Below are 17,138 nucleotides of genomic sequence, written 5' to 3' on the forward strand. Positions count from 1 at the left end.
ACATCAACGAGGGGAACTTGAATCGCTTAATTATAAAGTCAAAACTACCTAGTGCATAACGCTTCGAAAGATGGGTATTTAATGAAGTACTACCAAGCTTACGACAAAATAAAGGTTATGTAGTTGAGACTAGCGAGACTGAGTTTATCGAGAAACACTTTACAGGGTTATCTGATAATCTAAAGAGAATGATGGTTATGGAGTTAAATGAGAATAAAAAGAAGTTACACGAAGAGATTAAGCAAAAGAACGATATCATCTCAGTATTACAGCCAAAAACAAACTTCTGAGTACATAATTCTTGAGTATAAGGGAGATCAATCGGTTAGTGGTGTCATGTTAATGTTCGAAGATGATATGTTAACTGGAAAAGATAAATACGAATTTGAGAAGGAGAGCCAATAGGTTCTCTTTTTTTTGCATTCTCGAGTGAACCACGAGGTGTGACTTTTAGGTTACCGCTGTTGAATTTCAATTACTGTATTTAGATTACTAATTCAAAACAGTAGAGCGACACGAGACAGCAACCTCAAAAGTTTTTCTCATATAGTTTCGCTCAGAGACCACTTAACGTTTCAAACACCTAAAGGCAATACATGAGTAAAACTATTCGAAAAGTTTTCAATAAGTATAAAACCAGTAGTACCAAAGGTTTGGCGATTCATGAGTCGGACGCAGAGGGTAAGTTCGACAGGGAATGACTTGAAAAATGTGACACTTGTAGTGATTACTGTATGAGGACAAAATTTAAGAGTTTTGTCACAGTTTTTCTATTTATATATATGAAGGACCAGAAAGAGAAAAAGCTATATCTCACAATATAGTATTCTCTGATATGCAACTCTTCTGGTAACTACAGTTATGAAGGGGAAAAATGAGGAAAATTATTTTCCTCCAAAGAATGCTAACTCTTTTGTCACACAAGACTCATATTAGTTTATGTAAGGTGAATTTAAGAGTCTTGTAACACTTTCCGTACATCTTTTATGAGGACAAAAATTTAAGAGTTTTGTCACAGTTTTGCTATCTACACTTATGAGGGCACAAAAAAAGACTTTTTCTAATTTAATGCTTCGAGGTGGATTCTAACTAGCTTATAAATAAATTATTTGTAGGTTGGTAGAGTTCATCTCTAGGGATATATTGAGTTGCTTCTTATTAGCGGATGCTGATTGAGGTTTATCACCTTTCTTCCTCATGAGTTCGCTGTGAAGCTTTTTGTTGTAAGTTACCTCCATTGCTTGGTTAGTCAGTTCGATCCCCCTTGAGCTGGCTCCCTTTTTGGAGAGTAGTTGGTAAACAAGCGAAACTAAACAAATTAACAACAAATAATATATAGGAGGCTACGAGATGGGATTCTATGTAGATATCAAAAGATTAACTTGCAAGAGAGGAATCACATTAGATCAACTCAGTGATAAAACAGGGATTCACAAGGCTAATCTTAGTAGAATGGCTTACGGAGAACCTGTAACAATGAGAACGGTCAATAAGATTGCTATAGCGTTAAACATTAAAGAAGCTAATGAATTGCTAACATTTAGAAAAGAAGAATACTAAAAAAGGGAAAGCAGGGAGGAGAAAACTAAATGGTTACTACAGAAATGACAGGTAAAGAATTAGTCGAAGCAGGATATGAACTTGTGAGTCTAGCTCAAAAGGAAGCCCGAAAGAAATACCTAAATAGTATGAGCCAACGAGATGGGAGACATTTTATCATGATGAAACGAGATAATTTCAAAGTAATCAAAGAGAATTTAACTTTACAGCAGCATGGAGTATTACTTTATTTAGCAACTTGTATGAAAATTAATCGAGGTGGGAAATTGTTCACTGAGAAAGGTGATCTACTAACAGTTAAACACTTGGTAGCAAGCTTAGATAAAACACGTTCTCAAGTTAATAAAACCCTATCAGAATTAGAATCTAATGGATTAATCACTCGTGAGACGGTAGGGAAAACAACTTATGTAAATATGACTGACGCAGTATTTGTTTGTGAGAAATTAAAAGAGGAATACAAGGTAGTTAAAATCTTCAAAGCTCACCTACAAGAGAAAGCAAAGTCTATCTCGTTAAATGCTCTAGGGTTGTTTGGAATGATGCTTTCTTATATGAGTTGGAATACTAACTTAATTGTTGAGAATCCTGATGAGGAAGAAACTAGTAGGATTGTACTCTTAAAGCGTAAGCACCTAGAGGGGTTGCTTGGACTGTCTCGGCCTACTGTTAAAAAGTTAATGGACGAGTTAGGGAAGAATCGCTTGATTGTAGAGATTAAGTCGGTCACAGAAGCTATCTGTTTAGATCCTAAAGCAGTAAGTCGTCAAGCTAAAAAGATTACTTTGGAGGAACTACTGGATAATATCGAGAAAGCCTCCTTCTCTAAAGATAACTTCAAGAAATAAAACTACAGAATTCATCACCGTAACATTACCACAGAGAAATTTCAAAAGTAAAACCCTAATAGTATCACCTTAAGGGAAAAACAAAGGAGATAAATCATGATGAATAACTTACTAGTGTTTGACCATGAAGAATTAGGACAAGTTAGAAGTATCAAACAAGGAGAAGAAATTTACTTTGTAGCTAAAGATGTATCAGACATTTTAGAGTTTAGGGACGCATACACCGCTACTAGAGGGCTGGACGATGATGAAAAGCTCTTACACACAATTTATGTAGCAGGTCAAAACAGAGAAGTAACACTTATTAACGAGTCAGGTCTCTACGGTTTAATTCTAACGAGTCGCAAGCCACAAGCTAAAGCCTTTAAGAAATGGATTACCAGTGAGGTGCTACCTAGTATCCGTAAAGATGGTGGCTATCTTGTAACAACTGAGGAAGATGATGAACAAGCTATCATGGCTAAAGCGTTATTGCTAGCTCAGAGAACACTCGAAAGAAAGAATGTACAACTTAAGCAAGCTGAGGAGACTATTAAGATACAAGTTCCAAAGGTTGAATACACTGACAAGGTTCTTTCCACAGAAGGATACTACACAGCAACCGAGGTAGCAAAGATATTTGGTATGCGATCACCTCAAGGGTTGTATAACAAGTTAGTGGATAAGAAAATTATCTATAAGAGCAGAAAAAAGAATTACCTCCACAAAGCAGAGTATTCATTCCTAAGAGATGAGAATTACATCAGATACCAAACTACAGCGTTCGGACTTCAAATGTTGTTCTCCGAGTTGGGACGCTATTGGATTGCTCAACAGTTAGGAATTATTACTCAGTAATCCCCACGTAGTACAACTTCTAAAATATTAATCCTCATAATTCCCCATGAGGTGGCGAACCCAAACTAATTAAAACTAAGGAGATGTGATCATTTATGTTAAACAAATTATTCGGCTCAAACAAAAAGGTTAAAACTGTAGAGGCTGCACAGAGCGATTTAAATAAAGTTGATGAGCTAGTTGTTTCCTTGGAAACTAAACGGAATGAGCTACAAAGTACTATCTCTAAAATCAACAATGCTATGAATATCATCGAGGCAACTATTCTGATTGACCCTAGCAACGCAAACTTAAATACAAAAGCAAAAGGTGAGAAGCAAATAGGGGAGTTAAACAACGAGGTTCAATCAGTGCAAGCTGAGCTAGATAAAGCTAGAGAACAACGCCAGGAAGCACAGCAAGCCTACGTACACTCAAAAGGTGAGCAAGTGAAGAAAGAACATATTGAGGCTTCTGCTAAGGATAAAGCTACTTATCACTTATCAGACTTTGCAGAGCGACTAGGTAAAGATTGCTTTGCAGGTAAAGGCTACGAGGATTTAGGCTTGGCATTCGGCTTTGGAGAAACTAAGTCATTCCATCCAGATAGTGAAGAGTTCAAGTACATTCAGGAGTTAGGTAAAGAGATTAATAGCGAGTCAGATAAGAAAGGTGAGGCGATTGTTATTGAAGCTCTACAAGCAATGTTGACCGTCCTCAATAAGCATGGCATTGAGTTAACTGAGAAGGGTAACAGCTTAATGAAACACTTTAAAGCAGAAACTAACAAATAATAACTGACAGCAACTCTGCCTTGCTGGTGGCACTGGTGAGGCAGGCAATCTATTAAACTACAGAGGTGAAAACACATGAGTTACAAACGACACGAATTGAATTTAATCGAGTCCTTTTCAGAAGGTATTAAACAAGGTGAAGACCTAGTGAAAGACGCTGAATTGTTCTCGGTAGGCACTCACAGAGGTCAAAAGTATGAGGTAGTAGATCTACAGAGGTTAGCCAATAATTTTAATGCTGAGGAGCAGATACCTATTCAGTTAGATCACTCAGAGTCAATCAAGGATACTGTAGGCTTTCTTGAAGAGGTAAAAGTTCAAGGGGATAAGCTTATTGGCAAACTGCGAGTAATCGATGAGTTCACTAAAGAACGTATCTCCAAAAAGTTAATGAAGAAACTCTCTATCTCATTCTACACAAACAATGAAGGTAAACCTGAGAAGCTACGTGAGGTTCCTCTAGTGGCCTTCCCTCAAGTTAAAACCGCTCAACTATTCCATGAGAACGGCAACTCGATAGCTGATCTACAGCGTAAAGCTGATATTCTCTCACGAGAAGCAAATCTACTATTACAATACTCAGAGATACGAAATAAGGCTCAACGATTGGAGTTAGGGCTAAAACAGTTAACTAAGGAATTCAATAAGCGAGAAGCACCTAAGAAGCCGACAACTCGTGAGATTGAAGCTGCCAAGAAGGCTCAAGAAGAATTTGACAAGTTCTATGCAGAATACACAAGTAATCTACATTGGAGTAACTAACGAGGTGATACTAATGAATAAACCAGCACCAAGAAAAGGAGCTAGACCATCTAAATTAGATGATCCAAGACTGAAAGCTTTAGCTGAGAAGGTTGCGGTTGCCAAGGAGAAAGACAATCAGGAAGCTCTCAAGAAACTCCGTAGCCAGCTCAAGAAGGAACCGACTATATGCGGTGCTATCAAGGGTGACGGTAGGTTGTGCCTGAGAAAGCCACACATTAAAGAGGATGGTTCTACTAATGGAAAATGTCCGTTCCATGGCGGTAAGTCTACCGGGCAAAAAACTGAGGAGGGGAGGAAGAAAGCTATGGCAAATTTAAACCCCAGAGCTAACCTTATTCACGGAGCTTACTCAAAAGAATTCAAAGAGATGCTATCTCAAGGGGAGACTGACTTGTACAACGGGTTAATGGATTACTACATTGAAAACTATGAGGTCGATCCGTTTAACCTTGTACTCGTAGACCGATTTGCTATCAATACTGTTAAATCTATGAGAATGGACTCTAAGGACTTCTTGCGAGATAGCAAAGCTTACAACGATACTGAGGTAAAACTTATCCGTTTCGCTGAGTCCCTAGGATTGAACCAAAAGTTTAAGCAATCTAAGGAACATAAAGATAACGCTAGTAAAGTAGATCTTAATGCGTTATTTGACATGGGAAATGAACAGTAAGTAAATATATGAGATGGCGACCCACTAGGCACACTTTGCAGGTAGAAAAACAGTCGTCCTCAGTGTTAAATCCTAGGAAATTAGTGAATTTGACTACAAGAGAGAAGCTTTCAAGCCTCACAATAAATACAAACAAGCTACTAAGCGAGCTTAAGGAGGAGATGCTTATGAGCAGACACATTACTTACCTAGCTCTGAGGAGGATATCGATTCTGTGAAGCAAAAGCTACTTAGCGTGTATTCTAACATATTTAACTCTATAGTTATCCCGCTCAGATTAACTGTAAGTGAAGTAACTGAGCTAGAATACCAAGGAGGCCAAGCTGAGGAGAAAGCCAATTTACGTCTCCTAGAGAGTGAGTATGGAGAGTTGTAATGCTAAAGAGGAGAGCCTAAAAGGTTGCTCCTTTCTTTGTGTGCATGTGATCTTGGGGAAATAAGGTTTGTAGCTAAGGAGTTATATTTAAAAATATTTTATTCTGAATATTCTTGAGAAATAGAAATATAGCCTTTTTTGTTTATTCAAATTTTGCTATTGTTTATTATAGGGAGTTTTTATATAAAAAGGATGAGGAGGTTATTTATGAACGTTCAAACAAAGGGGAATGAGCAAGTAATCCAATTATTAAACGAATGGTATTTAGAGATTCGCTCGAGACATTTAGATAAAGCAAGGGATTTAAAATTAAAAGTGGAGGCGAAAGTTAATGAGGTTAAAGACAACTCAGAGTTATTGCAGCATTACTTACTTCTCGATTTTCGATACAATTACTTAATTGATAACTTGAGAGTATCTAAAGATAGTTTTGATGAAATCGACCTTTATGGTGTACCAACAAATAGCTCGCTAGCGTACTATTATCATTTTTTTAAAGCTATCCACTCTAATGCAATTGGTGAATATACTTTAGCTAAAGAGCACTATGAGAAAGCTGAATCTCTTCTAAGGTATATTTCTGATGAACTTGAACATGCAGAGTTTTACTATAAATTAGCTACATTCCGTTATCATGTTTATCAAGCGCTGTTAGCAATTACTCATGTAACGAAAGCTAAAGAGATATTCTCTAAACATGATGGCAATGAGTTAAATCTTGCTTTTTGTAATAACCTTTATGGACTAGCTTGTGTTCATTTAAGAGAATGGGAATTGGCTGAGGAGCATTTGACTTCTGCAATGAATACTTTTCAAAAGATAGAGGAAGAGCACTTTATCCTTATGGTTCGCCAAAATCTAGGTTTAATGTATGCAAGTCAAAACCTCTCTTCATTGGCTATTCGTTATTTATCTGAAGTTAATGAAAAAATGCCAACGAATTACAGAGCTCTATTTGTTGAAGCTAGAGAGCAATTTAAATTAGGTCAAACAGAAATTGCTTTGGAGCTTATCGAAAAAGGTTTAACAATATGTAAACAACTAGAAAACAATGAGTATCAGTACCGATTGATAATTTTAAAATCTATGGTTCAAAATATACCAGCTCAAGAGTTAGAAAAAGTAGTTTTAGCAGGAATGGATTACTTTAAAAGAGAACAACTATGGGAGTATGTTCAAGAGTATACTGAAGTAGTGGCTGTGCAGTACCACAATGAAGGTAACTTTGAACAAGGAAGTAAGTACTTTTATTTAAGTTATGAAGCTAAAAAAGAAGTTCACAAGAAGGAGGCACTAAAATGAAGAAAGTGATACTTGGTTTAATGGGAATTGTAACAATTTTGACGCTAACACTTGGAGTATATACTACAGTAGATGAGCAGCAAACTACTACCCTAGTGAAAACTATGGCAGATGGAAACACTGGAGGTTGATCTCTTTAATAAAGAATTAACAGAAGCAGGGAGAAATCCTTGCTTTATTTTTGTGCAAAATCAGAAGTGGAGTATCATTAAATTAGGATATCCGAGGGGGATTACTGTAGGTGAACGCTCCTTTGCTTTTGTTTGGTTTTCGGTTAATCTGTTAACTTCTTGCCAGCGTACATGTGAGTTAGCATTTTATCGATCTTATCCGCTTTGTCTATTGTATGTATCTTGTTGAGTTGAATAAAAGCGGTATAAAACCTTTTAGCGTCCTCAATTGTATCTAGTTCATAGAAGTCTTTGACTTTACCGTAAAACTTTTGTTGTTTACTTTCCAATGGCTCACCTCGTTTCCTTAGTGGCTTGAGTAGATCATAATCTAAAGGTTCTAGAACCATCAATAGATAATTGGAAAGTTTTTTAATTTATTTTCATAAGAATGATAAAATAGACGAAATTTTATTAGAGACATCTATAAGTTTGACTGTGGAGTTTTCTTTTGGTTGGATACAAATCGGTTGCTCTCATAAAGCGTCTTATAAGTCAATGTGAGAGGTTGTTCTCTCTGGTGTGGCATTCCAGCAGACAATGAAACGAGTACAAATATCCTTAGAAGCCGTACAAGCTCGAACAAGAACCTGATAGTTTACCACCCTTAGCATGCAATCAAGAATATACTTAATAGCACCACCTCAAGGGTTAATGCTGAGAAGGACAGAAACCAGTTGCTAGGGATTATTACTTATCAGTAATAACAATGTGTGAAACGCTAGTGACTCGATAGAGGGCGCTCTTCAGGTTAACCTTGTAGGAAATCAAACAGCTCACACTTAAGCCTTCTTTGCCCAACAGACATCATCTTTGCGAGAACGCCAAACAAGTAGCCTTTGAAGCCTTTTCTAATTTTGTTCATCTTCAGAGCAAATACAGATTGTTTAAATGCTGAGATTGCTATCTCGGTTGTATCAACTAAATCAGGTGCATACTTGTAAGCTGCCAATTTAACTTTTCCCCACATAGCATAGATTTCCTTAGCTGTATAAAAGAAAGGGGATACTGTATTGATAAATTCCATCGGTACACATGAGTTAGTCAAATAAGATACATCTAACTCGTCGATATTAACAGATGCGCTATTACGTATCTTTAATTCTTTAGAGCTTTTAGCTTTAAGTGTAATGGCTTCTTCTTCGTGAGATGGCTCCTCAAGTTGCTCAAGAGTAGGCTCAGCAACTTCTTTGCAAGATGCCAACGCATGGTGACGCTCGAAAGGATTAATTACACAGATAAACGCTGAGTAGCCACCACTAACAGGTTTAAACTGCTCAATACGAGTAATGATTCCTAATTCGCTGAAACGTTTGAGGGCACGCTGAACAGTACGCTTAGAGTATCCTGTTAGGTCTGCTAATGTATTATTCTTCAGGTAGCTAACTCCAACGAACTTACATGAGTAGTTTGATAGCTTTAGAAGTATCACTCGTTCGCTGTCCTTTAAATTATATTCCTTAAGAGTGCGATCAATAGTTTTGTCCATCTCAGCAACAGACTGAAAGCTTTCATATTGTCTTAATTTCTTCATGCTCTTTTCCTCCTATGTAATTAAGAAGGAACACCCCTTGAGCTAGTACCAATGAGCATGATACAATAGCAAACAAGGAAGCTCCTTCGAGTTTCTTTAGTAGCTGTAGAGAACCCTGTTCGGTCGCCAAACTAGCAGGGTTCTCTTTTTATTTGTCTTAAATCTCAAGTGAATTAAGTGGATTGAACTTATCGTTTTGCTCTCTCAAGGCTGTTCCCCAAAGAGAAAGATACCTCTCAGTCATTCTCAAATTGCTATGTCTTAGCATTCTTTGGAGAGTAAAAACGTCCATTCCAGCCATTAAGCAACGATGAGCAAAAGTATGACGAAAAGTATGAGCTGATAAGCGAACATCTGAGAAGTTCATTACTTGTTTGAGTCTTTTAAATATGAGCTTCACTGAGTTAGGACTCATCTGTTTCCCTTCTCGTGTGGTGAACACGTACTCGGGTAACCTGCCTAGTTCACGCTCCATGAACACTTTGTACTCACAAAACTCCTTTACAAGCTTGTTTGTAAGAGGGACAGTTTGTTGCTTGCGAGCTTTACCGAATAGGGTTACTGTTTGGTTTACTAAGTCCAACTCACTCCAGCGGATATTAATAAGCTCACCAAGCCTTGAGCCAGTTCCTAAAAGGAAGATAATAATGGTATGGTCTCGATAAGCATAGAAGCTTTTATTCCTAGTTTTGAGTCTCCTATAGTAGCGAAGCATTTGCTTGATATGTTCATCTTGGAAGACCTCAATTTTTATGTCCTCTTTAGCCAGTTTCATTTTACGAATAGGGTTTTCTTTCTCGCTGATAATGTCCTCATGTTGTAAATAATTAAAGAAAATCTTGAGATGGTGAAGCTTGGTATTTCTAGTTACTACGTTGTTCCCTCTTGTCTTTTGGCAATACATGAGGTAGCTCTTAACAGTTGCTTCTCTAATGTCTCGTGTATCAATGAGTTCACGCTCAGAGCAGAACTCTTGGAACTCATGTAGGGTAGCCATATAAGATTGAATTGTACGAGGAGACAGATTAGCGAACTCTTTTTCCTCTTTGAAATCCTTCATAGCAAACTTAAGTAGCATTTTCTTATCAGTCCTTTCTTAGTTTTATAGAAACAAAAAAGAGGACTACCTCTGAGCCAGCTGATTAGCTGACTAGAAGTAGTCCTCTTTTAACTTGTGGTGTCTGATGGAGACCTCCACAGTTTTAGCTTTTGAGAATGTCCTCTCAAGCCTTGATACTATTAAGTTTTATGATCCCGGAGAGGCTCGAACTCACGACCTCCACCCTGTCAAGGTGGCGCTCTCCCTGCTGAGCTACGGGATCATGATAAAAGTGATAATTTATATATATCTGATAATTCTGTTGGTTTGATTATACAAAATTAAGTGGCACCTTACAATAGTTTTTAACTACAATGTTTAAAATGGAACCTGGTAGAATAACACATTTATATTTTGTTGGGAGCACATTTTCATGTAGTTTAATAGTAAATAGTAAGAGAATTACTCACTCATGAAGCTGAAGTGATTTTTTGGGTTTCATTAAGTTAAATATTAATTTTATCCTATAACACAATTTAAAATTGATATAATTTAAAATAGGAAATAATTTAAAGGGGCGTATCACTTTGTTTAGAAGGAGCGGAAAAGGAATTATTCTTGTTGGGTATCTTGTTTTATTTGGATTAATATTCGGTGGCATTATGTTGTTTTATAAAACAGATAAGAAAGAAATGAATGCTGAAAAGACTGAGCAAATCGAAGAGGTAGATAAATCAAAAGATATTGGAATGAAGATAAGAGAAACGCATAGTGATTTAAATACGATTACTGGTTGGGAAAGGTATGAAAATCTTGAGAAGACCGATGCTCCAGATTGGGAAGTGAACGAATGGGGATTCAAGTTAATTGATACCACTTTAAAAGAAGCTGCTTCGTTGACTAAAGGCAATTTAAAGGAAGATTTAGACCGAGCTAGAAAATTGCTTCATACTTCAATTCAAAATCATGATACAACAGCTTTAGTATATGTTCACCGTATTTTACATGATCTTGATATCGGACAAAACAGATTGGAAGCGAGAGATGTGTTTAACAGTGCAAAAGCTGGTGCTGGTGATGCTAGTGCAATACCTACTTATGAGGATTATATTAAGCAACATAGCAAATAAATATTAAATTTATATTTGTTTTGGTAGGATCTTCTTTTTACAATTTCGTGGAAATAGGGTATAACAGAAACAGAAAATAGGTTTATAAATACTTTATAGATTAAAGAGGTATATACAAATGGTAAGAAAATCTTTCAAGATACGTGTATCTAGAAATAGAACGATCTCAATAAATGGTGCGATTCTTGATGTTGATGTCTCTCATGATGAGTTTTTAGATGAGTTTATTGAATGGGTAGATTCAAAGGGTTGGTCCTTCATGGGAATGACCGATGAGATTACAGAAGAGGAAGCAGGGAATAATTTAATAGATTTATTGGCTGATGAGAAGGACAAGTAAGAATGAGTCCTTCTTATTTTTATGCGTATGATTATGTCTTTTCTTGTAAAATTATGATATAGTGAAAAACGGCAATTAATTTTCCATTTAAATACCAATTTAATGTCGGATTGGTAGAATTAGTATATAAGGCAAAAGAAAATAGAAAAGGGAGAGTCATATGGTAAATTGTAAGAAAATTTCGGTTTTTATTATGGTGATTTGTTTATTCTTTTTAACGCCTATGACATTGTACGCTGAAACTGGAACTGAACCAGTGCCGGCACCTGGTCCGGGTCCAAATGTGTTTGGGCAGTTTGCAGTTTCAATTGATGCAAAAACAGGGGATGTTTTGTATGACAAAAATGCACATCAACATGCATTTCCGGCAAGTATGACGAAAGTATTGACTGCTATTTTATTAATGGAGCATACGAAGCCAGAGGAGCAATTTACGTTTTCACAACCTGCATTAGATCAGGAAAAGAGTAATTATCAACTTGAATTTCAGGTAGGTGAAACAATCAATCGTAATACAGCACTAACAATTTTAATGGTATTAAGTGCAAATGATGTTGCGTATGCAATTGGTGAACGTATTGGCGGAAGTATAGAAAACTTTGCGAATATGATGAACGAGAAAGCGAAGCAGTTAGGAGCAAAGGATAGTCATTTTGTAACGCCGAATGGTTTACATGATCCGAATCATTATACGACGGCATATGATATGGCAATGATCACGAGAGGGGTTCAACAATACCCTGAGATTTTACAAGCTATGAATACGAAACGAACAACGGTTACAACATCTAGACAAACGGTTTCTATTTTTAATAAGGCTACTTATTTCGAAAATCCATATAGTATTGGTGGAAAAACAGGTTTTACAAATGAAGCACGCAATACACTTGTATTATTAAATGAGAAAGATGGTAATCGTATTGTCAATGTTGTGATGGCGTCACAAAGACCAGAGATTTACGAAGATATGCGTCAAATTGCAGATCATTCTTTCTCACAATTTGCTAAGCAAATGGTTTTAGATAAAAATAATTGGCATCAGAAAGCAACATATTTAGATAAAAATATAGATTGTGAACTTGAAAAAAGTGCAGAATTGATGTTGAAGAAAGATGAAGGTAAGAATGTAAAAACAGTCTTTAGAACGGCTCCGGTTGATAAAGAAAAACTATATCAAAAGGGGATTCATCGCGGGGATGTAATTGGAATAGTAGACGTGACGAAAAACAATCAAAAGATTGAAAGTATTAATGTTCTTTCTAAGGAAGATGTTACATTTGCAATGCCGAAAAAAAATATAAAGCCAGCTGAACCTACGTATCCTTTTGGGTTGATGGTAAGTATTGGAGCTGGAATTATTGCTTTAATAATAATCGGTTTATATGTGGTAAGACGAGCTAAAAAGAATGCGGTTTCAGAAGTGGAATAGGCAATGATCAATTGCCTATTTTTTATTGCGTTTTTCATTCGTTCATTATAGTATTGATTTGAGTTCTTTTTTAAGAACAACTTAGGATATCCTAGTTTTTACGTGCATATACATAATAAAGAGGAGGAGATAATGATGAAACTAGTTTGGAAGATTATGAGTAACGTCATCTCATTTGTTTTATTTGCGTTAATGGTTTTTTTAGCGTTTATTGTCATCTCATCAAAAGCAAGCGGCGGGGATCCGACTGTAATGGGATATCAATTTAAAACAGTACTATCTGGATCGATGGAACCAACATTTTTAACAGGGTCAATTATTGCAATCGAACCAACGAAAGATGGATCTAAATATAAAAAAGACGATGTAATTACTTTTAAAGAAAGCGATAAAAAAATTGTAACTCACCGTATTATTGATGTGAAAAACGTAAATGGGAAAGTAATGTATGAAACGAAAGGTGACAATAATAATGGGCCGGATTTAAAACCAGTCTTAGCAGAAAATGTTATTGGGAAATATGGAAATATTACAGTTCCATATGTGGGATATTTGTTGAATTATGCGAATTCAAAAGCAGGAGCAGCCTTACTTTTAATTATTCCAGGCATATGTTTACTTGGGTACTCTGCAATTTCTATTTTTAGTGCAATCCGTAGCATTGATAGCGAAAAGAAAAAGAAATCTGCAGATGTAGGACAATCTGTATAATTCCGTTATTTTCTTCATTTTAGAGATTATAAATATAAAGATATTATTGGGGAAACCTTCAATACCAGTTAATAATGATACACTTTTGGAGTTATTAAAGGAGAAGGGAATTAAGGCGGGAAACAAGAATACATTTAAAGTGAAATTTGAGTTTGTAGATAATGGAAAAAAATTAAAATCGATTCCAAGGAGATACGCTTGAGCTGAAATGGACATTTGATGCACAGCAAACAGTTGGTAGCGAGAAATAATTATATAAATAGGCTATCAAATTGATAGTCTATTTATATATATTATTTTCGAACTATTATACGGGGATATGTATACGAGAGATTAGATTGATAGAATTAGGTTTTTTACCATGTAAAAAGGTCATATGTCACAAAAAATGTAAAAAAATTCTATATTTTTTATTTGATTTTCGGATTTTATTCTATATAATGAAATTATGTTCTTTATAGAGAATTGAATGCGAGTAATGGGAGAGGTTGGAATGATGAAATCATCAAAAAAAATAAAAACAATACTCATGTTACCATGTATGTGTTCAATAGCTTTCTATATGGGATCACAAGTAGTTACGTATACAGAGGCTGCTTTTGTAAATGAGGCAAAAATACATTCTACTGTTTCAACTGCAATTGTATTTCCAAAAACGATTGATACTTTGGTGAAAGAAACGCAACAGCATGAGAATTTGATTTTAAATGGAACTGAAGGAATGAATAAGGAAACGCAAGCTGATTCTGTAGAAGTACTCGAACAAAAAGCGCAGCAATGGAGAAAACAGTTTGAAAAAGTGAAAGTGGAACGTGAAGCCTTGCAACACATATATACAGAAATAGAAGATTATTATAAGCAATCAGTAGAAAATGTAAGAGTAAATAATAGCGATTCAAGTAAGCAAGTGCTTCAATATGTACAAGCGGGTTTTACTAAAGTAGGGAGTATTAAGGATAATGTTGATAAGCAAATATCAGTACAAAAAATGGAAGAATTTATTCTAACCCTACAAAAGAAAATAGAAGAGAAAAAAGCGCAACAGGTTAATAACACGTCTGGAAAAACAGAGCAAGAACAAGTCGTACCTTCTTCTGAGCAAAAAGAGTCAAACAGCCAGGAAGAAATAAAGCAACCATCAAACCCTACGCAAGAACAAGTCGTACCTTCTTCTGGGCAAAAAGAGTCAAACAGCCAAGAAGAAACAAAGCAACCATCAAACCCTACACAAGAACAAGTCGTACCTTCTTCTGAGCAAAAAAAATCAAACAAACAAGAAGAAATAAAGCAACCGTCAAACCCTAAACAAGAACAAGTCAATCAAGCTCAATAAGCGAAAAAGACCAATCCAGTATTACAACAGCCTGAAGAGAATAAAGAAGAAGTGCAGAAACAAGATTCAAGCGCTGTACATGAAAACCACTGATTTTTGGGTTATACCTTCTACAAATGTAGAGGTTAACATAAAAAAATGAAGTTCAGGGGGAATATGGAATGGGAATTAAGAAAAAATTAGGAATGGGTGTTGCATCAGTTGCGTTAGGACTATCTTTAATTGGTGGAGGAACATTTGCATACTTTAGTGATAAGGAAGTATCAAATAATACATTTGCAGCAGGTACATTAGATCTTTCTGTAGATCCAACTACGATTATTGATGTTGATAATATTAAGCCAGGGGATAAAATGACACGTGACTTTAAGCTTGTCAATAATGGTTCATTAGATATAAAAACTGTGAAATTATTAACTAATTATAATGTAATAGATTCAAAAGGAGATAATTCAGAAGACTTTGGTAAGCATATCCGTGTGAATTTCTTCTGGAATTGGGATAAATTAAGTGAGCCTATTTTCTCAACGACATTGGCTGATTTAAAGGCTATGTCTCCAGATGCAGTGGAAGAAAGTATTTTTGCAGGTTGGTTTGCTGAAAATGGTGGTTTGAAGCATGGTGATTCCGATTATCTTTGGGTACAATATGAATTTGTAGATAATAAGCAAGATCAAAATCAATTCCAAGGTGATAAACTTGAGTTGAAATGGACATTTGAAGCGGAACAAACAGAAGGGTCAGAAAAATAATAGGATTGATAGAAAAAAGGTAGGTTTTTCCTGCCTTTTTTTCATACCAATTCTTGTTATATGAGGGATGCACATGAATAAGAAGTGGTTATTTATCATGAGTATATGTCTGATTCTAGTAGTTTTCATTGGTATTACAAAAAATATTGACCAAGTGTATGCAGAGGAACGGCGAGAAATAGATATAAGTCTTGAGCCCAAAGAAGTACTATTTCATGTTTCAAATATGAAGCCAGGAGACTGGGCAAATCGAAGTATACGTATTAGTAATGAAGGAACAAAGAAATTATCATATAGTATAAAGAGCGAGGCTTCAGAGGGGTCTACGAAATTATATGAAGCTCTTACGGTCACTGTAAAAGATAAACAAGGAGTGCTGTACGAGGGAAGTCTAAAAGAACTTCAAAGTATGGAAAAGCGTACATTAGCAGTTGATAGAACTGACGAGCTTATCTATACGATACATGTTCCTAAAGAGTTAGGAAATGAGTATCAAGGATTACAAACAATAGTAAAATTTATTTTTTATGCAGAGGGACCAACCGGCAATGGTGAGGGTACCGAAAATGAAATGGGAAGCAATCAAATGCAACCTCCTGCATCCATAAATTCTAATAGTAACTGGCAGCTACCACGTACAGGTACGCAGCAAAGCAGTATGATTTTAATAGGGTTTGGCTTAGTATGGTGTGGATTATATTTTTATAAAAAGTATATTCAAATGAAGTATCGGAAGGATTAAGTCTTTTTAAGGATGAATAGAGAATAGTTTCAAAATTAATATTATTTTATAGTTGCAATTACACCTCTACGTTCTTTATAATGAACATAAGGTAGCTTTTAAAGAACAGATAAATTCAAGGGGTATTGTACATACATTGGCCGTAGAAAAATAACAGGCGTTCTATTGGTTATACCTCTTATCCTACATTAAGAGATAACAATAAAAAAAATAGCTAGGGGGAATTTACAGTGAGTTTAAAGAAAAAATTAGGTATGGGAGTCGCTTCAGCGGCATTGGGATTATCTTTAATCGGTGGAGGAACATTCGCTTACTTTAGTGACAAAGAAGTATCGAACAATACGTTTGCAGCGGGTACATTAGATCTTACTTTGGACCCTCAAACAATTGTAGATATTAAGGACCTTAAACCAGGCGATTCTGTTAAGAAAGAATTCTTATTAAAGAACAGCGGCACGTTAGCAATTAAAGATGTTAAATTAGCAACGAAATATTCAGTTACAGATGCGAAAGGCGATAACGCTGGGGAAGATTTCGGTAAGCATATTAAAGTGAAATTTATTTGGAACTGGGATAAACAAAGCGAGCCTGTATATGAAACAACATTAGCAGATTTACAAAATGCTGATCCAGATCTTCTAGCAAAAGACATCTTTGCTCCAGAGTGGGGTGAAAAGGGTGGCTTAGAAGCTGGAACAGAAGACTACCTATGGGTACAATTTGTATTTGAAGAAAATGGTCAAGATCAAAATAAATTCCAAGGCGATAAATTAAACTTAGAATGGACATTCAATGCAAACCAAACTGAAGGCGAAGAGAGATAA

20 protein-coding genes and 1 tRNA gene are annotated in these 17,138 nt (G+C 35.8%); 18 read left to right on the forward strand and 3 right to left on the reverse strand.

Annotated features, from left to right (window positions below; genetic code table 11):
* Positions 1–1,350 precede the first annotated feature (1,350 nt).
* The 9 genes from NSQ40_RS06830 (at position 1,351) to NSQ40_RS06870 (ending at position 7,494) form a co-directional block, all read left to right on the forward strand.
* Positions 1,351–1,560 (forward strand): helix-turn-helix domain-containing protein, encoded by a 210-nt coding sequence (locus tag NSQ40_RS06830; protein WP_018781086.1) that lies wholly within the window; start codon positions 1,351–1,353, stop codon positions 1,558–1,560.
* Positions 1,561–1,589: 29 nt separating this feature from the next.
* Positions 1,590–2,408 carry a MarR family transcriptional regulator gene (locus NSQ40_RS06835; protein ID WP_006094050.1) on the forward strand — a complete coding sequence of 273 codons (819 nt, stop codon included), beginning with the start codon at positions 1,590–1,592 and terminating at the stop codon, positions 2,406–2,408.
* Between the two features lie 99 nt (positions 2,409–2,507).
* Complete coding sequence (locus tag NSQ40_RS06840; RefSeq protein ID WP_224795964.1) at positions 2,508–3,245, forward strand: BRO family protein; 738 nt, start codon at positions 2,508–2,510, stop codon at positions 3,243–3,245.
* 95 nt (positions 3,246–3,340) lie between these two features.
* On the forward strand, positions 3,341–4,018 hold the full coding sequence (locus NSQ40_RS06845) for a hypothetical protein (RefSeq protein WP_258248207.1): 678 nt from the start codon (positions 3,341–3,343) through the stop codon (positions 4,016–4,018).
* 75 nt (positions 4,019–4,093) lie between these two features.
* Positions 4,094–4,780, forward strand: coding sequence for a hypothetical protein (locus NSQ40_RS06850; RefSeq protein ID WP_098124574.1), 687 nt, complete (start codon positions 4,094–4,096; stop codon positions 4,778–4,780).
* On the forward strand, positions 4,743–5,456 hold the full coding sequence (locus NSQ40_RS06855) for an HGGxSTG domain-containing protein (protein WP_257151598.1): 714 nt from the start codon (positions 4,743–4,745) through the stop codon (positions 5,454–5,456). Before NSQ40_RS06850 ends, NSQ40_RS06855 begins: the two co-directional genes overlap by 38 nt.
* Positions 5,457–6,039: 583 nt before the next feature.
* The gene (locus tag NSQ40_RS06860) at positions 6,040–7,134 is read left to right on the forward strand and encodes a response regulator aspartate phosphatase (protein ID WP_006094061.1); all 1,095 of its coding nucleotides are present in this window, start codon (positions 6,040–6,042) and stop codon (positions 7,132–7,134) included.
* Positions 7,131–7,265 (forward strand): hypothetical protein, encoded by a 135-nt coding sequence (locus NSQ40_RS06865; protein WP_018781079.1) that lies wholly within the window; start codon positions 7,131–7,133, stop codon positions 7,263–7,265. The genes NSQ40_RS06860 and NSQ40_RS06865 overlap by 4 nt, the downstream gene beginning before the upstream one ends.
* Complete coding sequence (locus tag NSQ40_RS06870) at positions 7,246–7,494, forward strand: hypothetical protein (RefSeq protein ID WP_170959233.1); 249 nt, start codon at positions 7,246–7,248, stop codon at positions 7,492–7,494. Before NSQ40_RS06865 ends, NSQ40_RS06870 begins: the two co-directional genes overlap by 20 nt.
* A 561-nt stretch (positions 7,495–8,055) precedes the next feature.
* Here NSQ40_RS06870 and NSQ40_RS06875 read toward each other — a convergent pair.
* The 3 genes from NSQ40_RS06875 to NSQ40_RS06885 form a co-directional block, all read right to left on the reverse strand.
* Complete coding sequence (locus NSQ40_RS06875) at positions 8,056–8,838, reverse strand: helix-turn-helix domain-containing protein (RefSeq protein ID WP_006094065.1); 783 nt, start codon at positions 8,836–8,838, stop codon at positions 8,056–8,058.
* A gap of 157 nt (positions 8,839–8,995) precedes the next feature.
* Positions 8,996–9,916: a tyrosine-type recombinase/integrase gene (locus NSQ40_RS06880; protein WP_006094066.1), complete on the reverse strand. Its 921-nt coding sequence runs from the start codon at positions 9,914–9,916 to the stop codon at positions 8,996–8,998.
* 171 nt (positions 9,917–10,087) lie between these two features.
* Positions 10,088–10,160, reverse strand: a tRNA-Val gene (locus tag NSQ40_RS06885).
* A gap of 304 nt (positions 10,161–10,464) precedes the next feature.
* Here NSQ40_RS06885 and NSQ40_RS06890 point away from each other — a divergent pair.
* The 9 genes from NSQ40_RS06890 to calY all read left to right on the forward strand — a co-directional run bounded on the left by NSQ40_RS06890 (position 10,465) and on the right by calY (position 17,138).
* On the forward strand, positions 10,465–11,007 hold the full coding sequence (locus NSQ40_RS06890) for a hypothetical protein (protein ID WP_003196022.1): 543 nt from the start codon (positions 10,465–10,467) through the stop codon (positions 11,005–11,007).
* Between the two features lie 118 nt (positions 11,008–11,125).
* The gene (locus NSQ40_RS06895; protein ID WP_006094068.1) at positions 11,126–11,347 is read left to right on the forward strand and encodes a hypothetical protein; all 222 of its coding nucleotides are present in this window, start codon (positions 11,126–11,128) and stop codon (positions 11,345–11,347) included.
* A gap of 160 nt (positions 11,348–11,507) precedes the next feature.
* The gene (locus tag NSQ40_RS06900) at positions 11,508–12,776 is read left to right on the forward strand and encodes a D-alanyl-D-alanine carboxypeptidase family protein (protein WP_098100939.1); all 1,269 of its coding nucleotides are present in this window, start codon (positions 11,508–11,510) and stop codon (positions 12,774–12,776) included.
* 135 nt (positions 12,777–12,911) lie between these two features.
* Entirely contained in the window at positions 12,912–13,487 is a 576-nt protein-coding gene (gene sipW / locus NSQ40_RS06905) for a signal peptidase I SipW (protein WP_016113886.1), read from the forward strand.
* A 203-nt stretch (positions 13,488–13,690) separates the two neighbouring features.
* Entirely contained in the window at positions 13,691–13,738 is a 48-nt protein-coding gene (locus tag NSQ40_RS29425; protein WP_371388584.1) for a hypothetical protein, read from the forward strand.
* Positions 13,739–13,983: 245 nt separating this feature from the next.
* On the forward strand, positions 13,984–14,820 hold the full coding sequence (locus tag NSQ40_RS06915; protein ID WP_224795965.1) for a DUF4047 domain-containing protein: 837 nt from the start codon (positions 13,984–13,986) through the stop codon (positions 14,818–14,820).
* A 161-nt stretch (positions 14,821–14,981) separates the two neighbouring features.
* Positions 14,982–15,572, forward strand: a complete 591-nt coding sequence (locus NSQ40_RS06920; RefSeq protein WP_258248208.1) for a CalY family protein — start codon at positions 14,982–14,984, stop codon at positions 15,570–15,572.
* A 73-nt stretch (positions 15,573–15,645) separates the two neighbouring features.
* Positions 15,646–16,314, forward strand: coding sequence for a TasA family protein (locus NSQ40_RS06925; protein ID WP_033795994.1), 669 nt, complete (start codon positions 15,646–15,648; stop codon positions 16,312–16,314).
* Between the two features lie 230 nt (positions 16,315–16,544).
* Positions 16,545–17,138, forward strand: coding sequence for a biofilm matrix protein CalY (calY, locus tag NSQ40_RS06930; protein ID WP_003196030.1), 594 nt, complete (start codon positions 16,545–16,547; stop codon positions 17,136–17,138).

The organism is Bacillus sp. FSL K6-6038, assembly GCF_038050455.1.
GTDB lineage: Bacteria > Bacillota > Bacilli > Bacillales > Bacillaceae_G > Bacillus_A > Bacillus_A pseudomycoides.

Coding starts and splice junctions, on each gene's coding strand:
- NSQ40_RS06830 (WP_018781086.1), top strand. CDS start 1,351: ATGGGATTCTATGTAGATATCAAAAGATTAACTTGCAAGAGAGGAATC.
- NSQ40_RS06845 (WP_258248207.1), top strand. CDS start 3,341: ATGTTAAACAAATTATTCGGCTCAAACAAAAAGGTTAAAACTGTAGAG.
- NSQ40_RS06880 (WP_006094066.1), bottom strand. CDS start 9,916: ATGCTACTTAAGTTTGCTATGAAGGATTTCAAAGAGGAAAAAGAGTTC.
- NSQ40_RS06860 (WP_006094061.1), top strand. CDS start 6,040: ATGAACGTTCAAACAAAGGGGAATGAGCAAGTAATCCAATTATTAAAC.
- NSQ40_RS06840 (WP_224795964.1), top strand. CDS start 2,508: ATGAATAACTTACTAGTGTTTGACCATGAAGAATTAGGACAAGTTAGA.
- NSQ40_RS06855 (WP_257151598.1), top strand. CDS start 4,743: ATGCAGAATACACAAGTAATCTACATTGGAGTAACTAACGAGGTGATA.
- NSQ40_RS06835 (WP_006094050.1), top strand. CDS start 1,590: ATGGTTACTACAGAAATGACAGGTAAAGAATTAGTCGAAGCAGGATAT.
- NSQ40_RS06850 (WP_098124574.1), top strand. CDS start 4,094: ATGAGTTACAAACGACACGAATTGAATTTAATCGAGTCCTTTTCAGAA.
- sipW (WP_016113886.1), top strand. CDS start 12,912: ATGAAACTAGTTTGGAAGATTATGAGTAACGTCATCTCATTTGTTTTA.
- NSQ40_RS06925 (WP_033795994.1), top strand. CDS start 15,646: ATGAATAAGAAGTGGTTATTTATCATGAGTATATGTCTGATTCTAGTA.
- NSQ40_RS06915 (WP_224795965.1), top strand. CDS start 13,984: ATGAAATCATCAAAAAAAATAAAAACAATACTCATGTTACCATGTATG.
- NSQ40_RS06865 (WP_018781079.1), top strand. CDS start 7,131: ATGAAGAAAGTGATACTTGGTTTAATGGGAATTGTAACAATTTTGACG.
- NSQ40_RS06875 (WP_006094065.1), bottom strand. CDS start 8,838: ATGAAGAAATTAAGACAATATGAAAGCTTTCAGTCTGTTGCTGAGATG.
- NSQ40_RS06920 (WP_258248208.1), top strand. CDS start 14,982: ATGGGAATTAAGAAAAAATTAGGAATGGGTGTTGCATCAGTTGCGTTA.
- NSQ40_RS06900 (WP_098100939.1), top strand. CDS start 11,508: ATGGTAAATTGTAAGAAAATTTCGGTTTTTATTATGGTGATTTGTTTA.
- NSQ40_RS06895 (WP_006094068.1), top strand. CDS start 11,126: ATGGTAAGAAAATCTTTCAAGATACGTGTATCTAGAAATAGAACGATC.
- NSQ40_RS06870 (WP_170959233.1), top strand. CDS start 7,246: ATGGAAACACTGGAGGTTGATCTCTTTAATAAAGAATTAACAGAAGCA.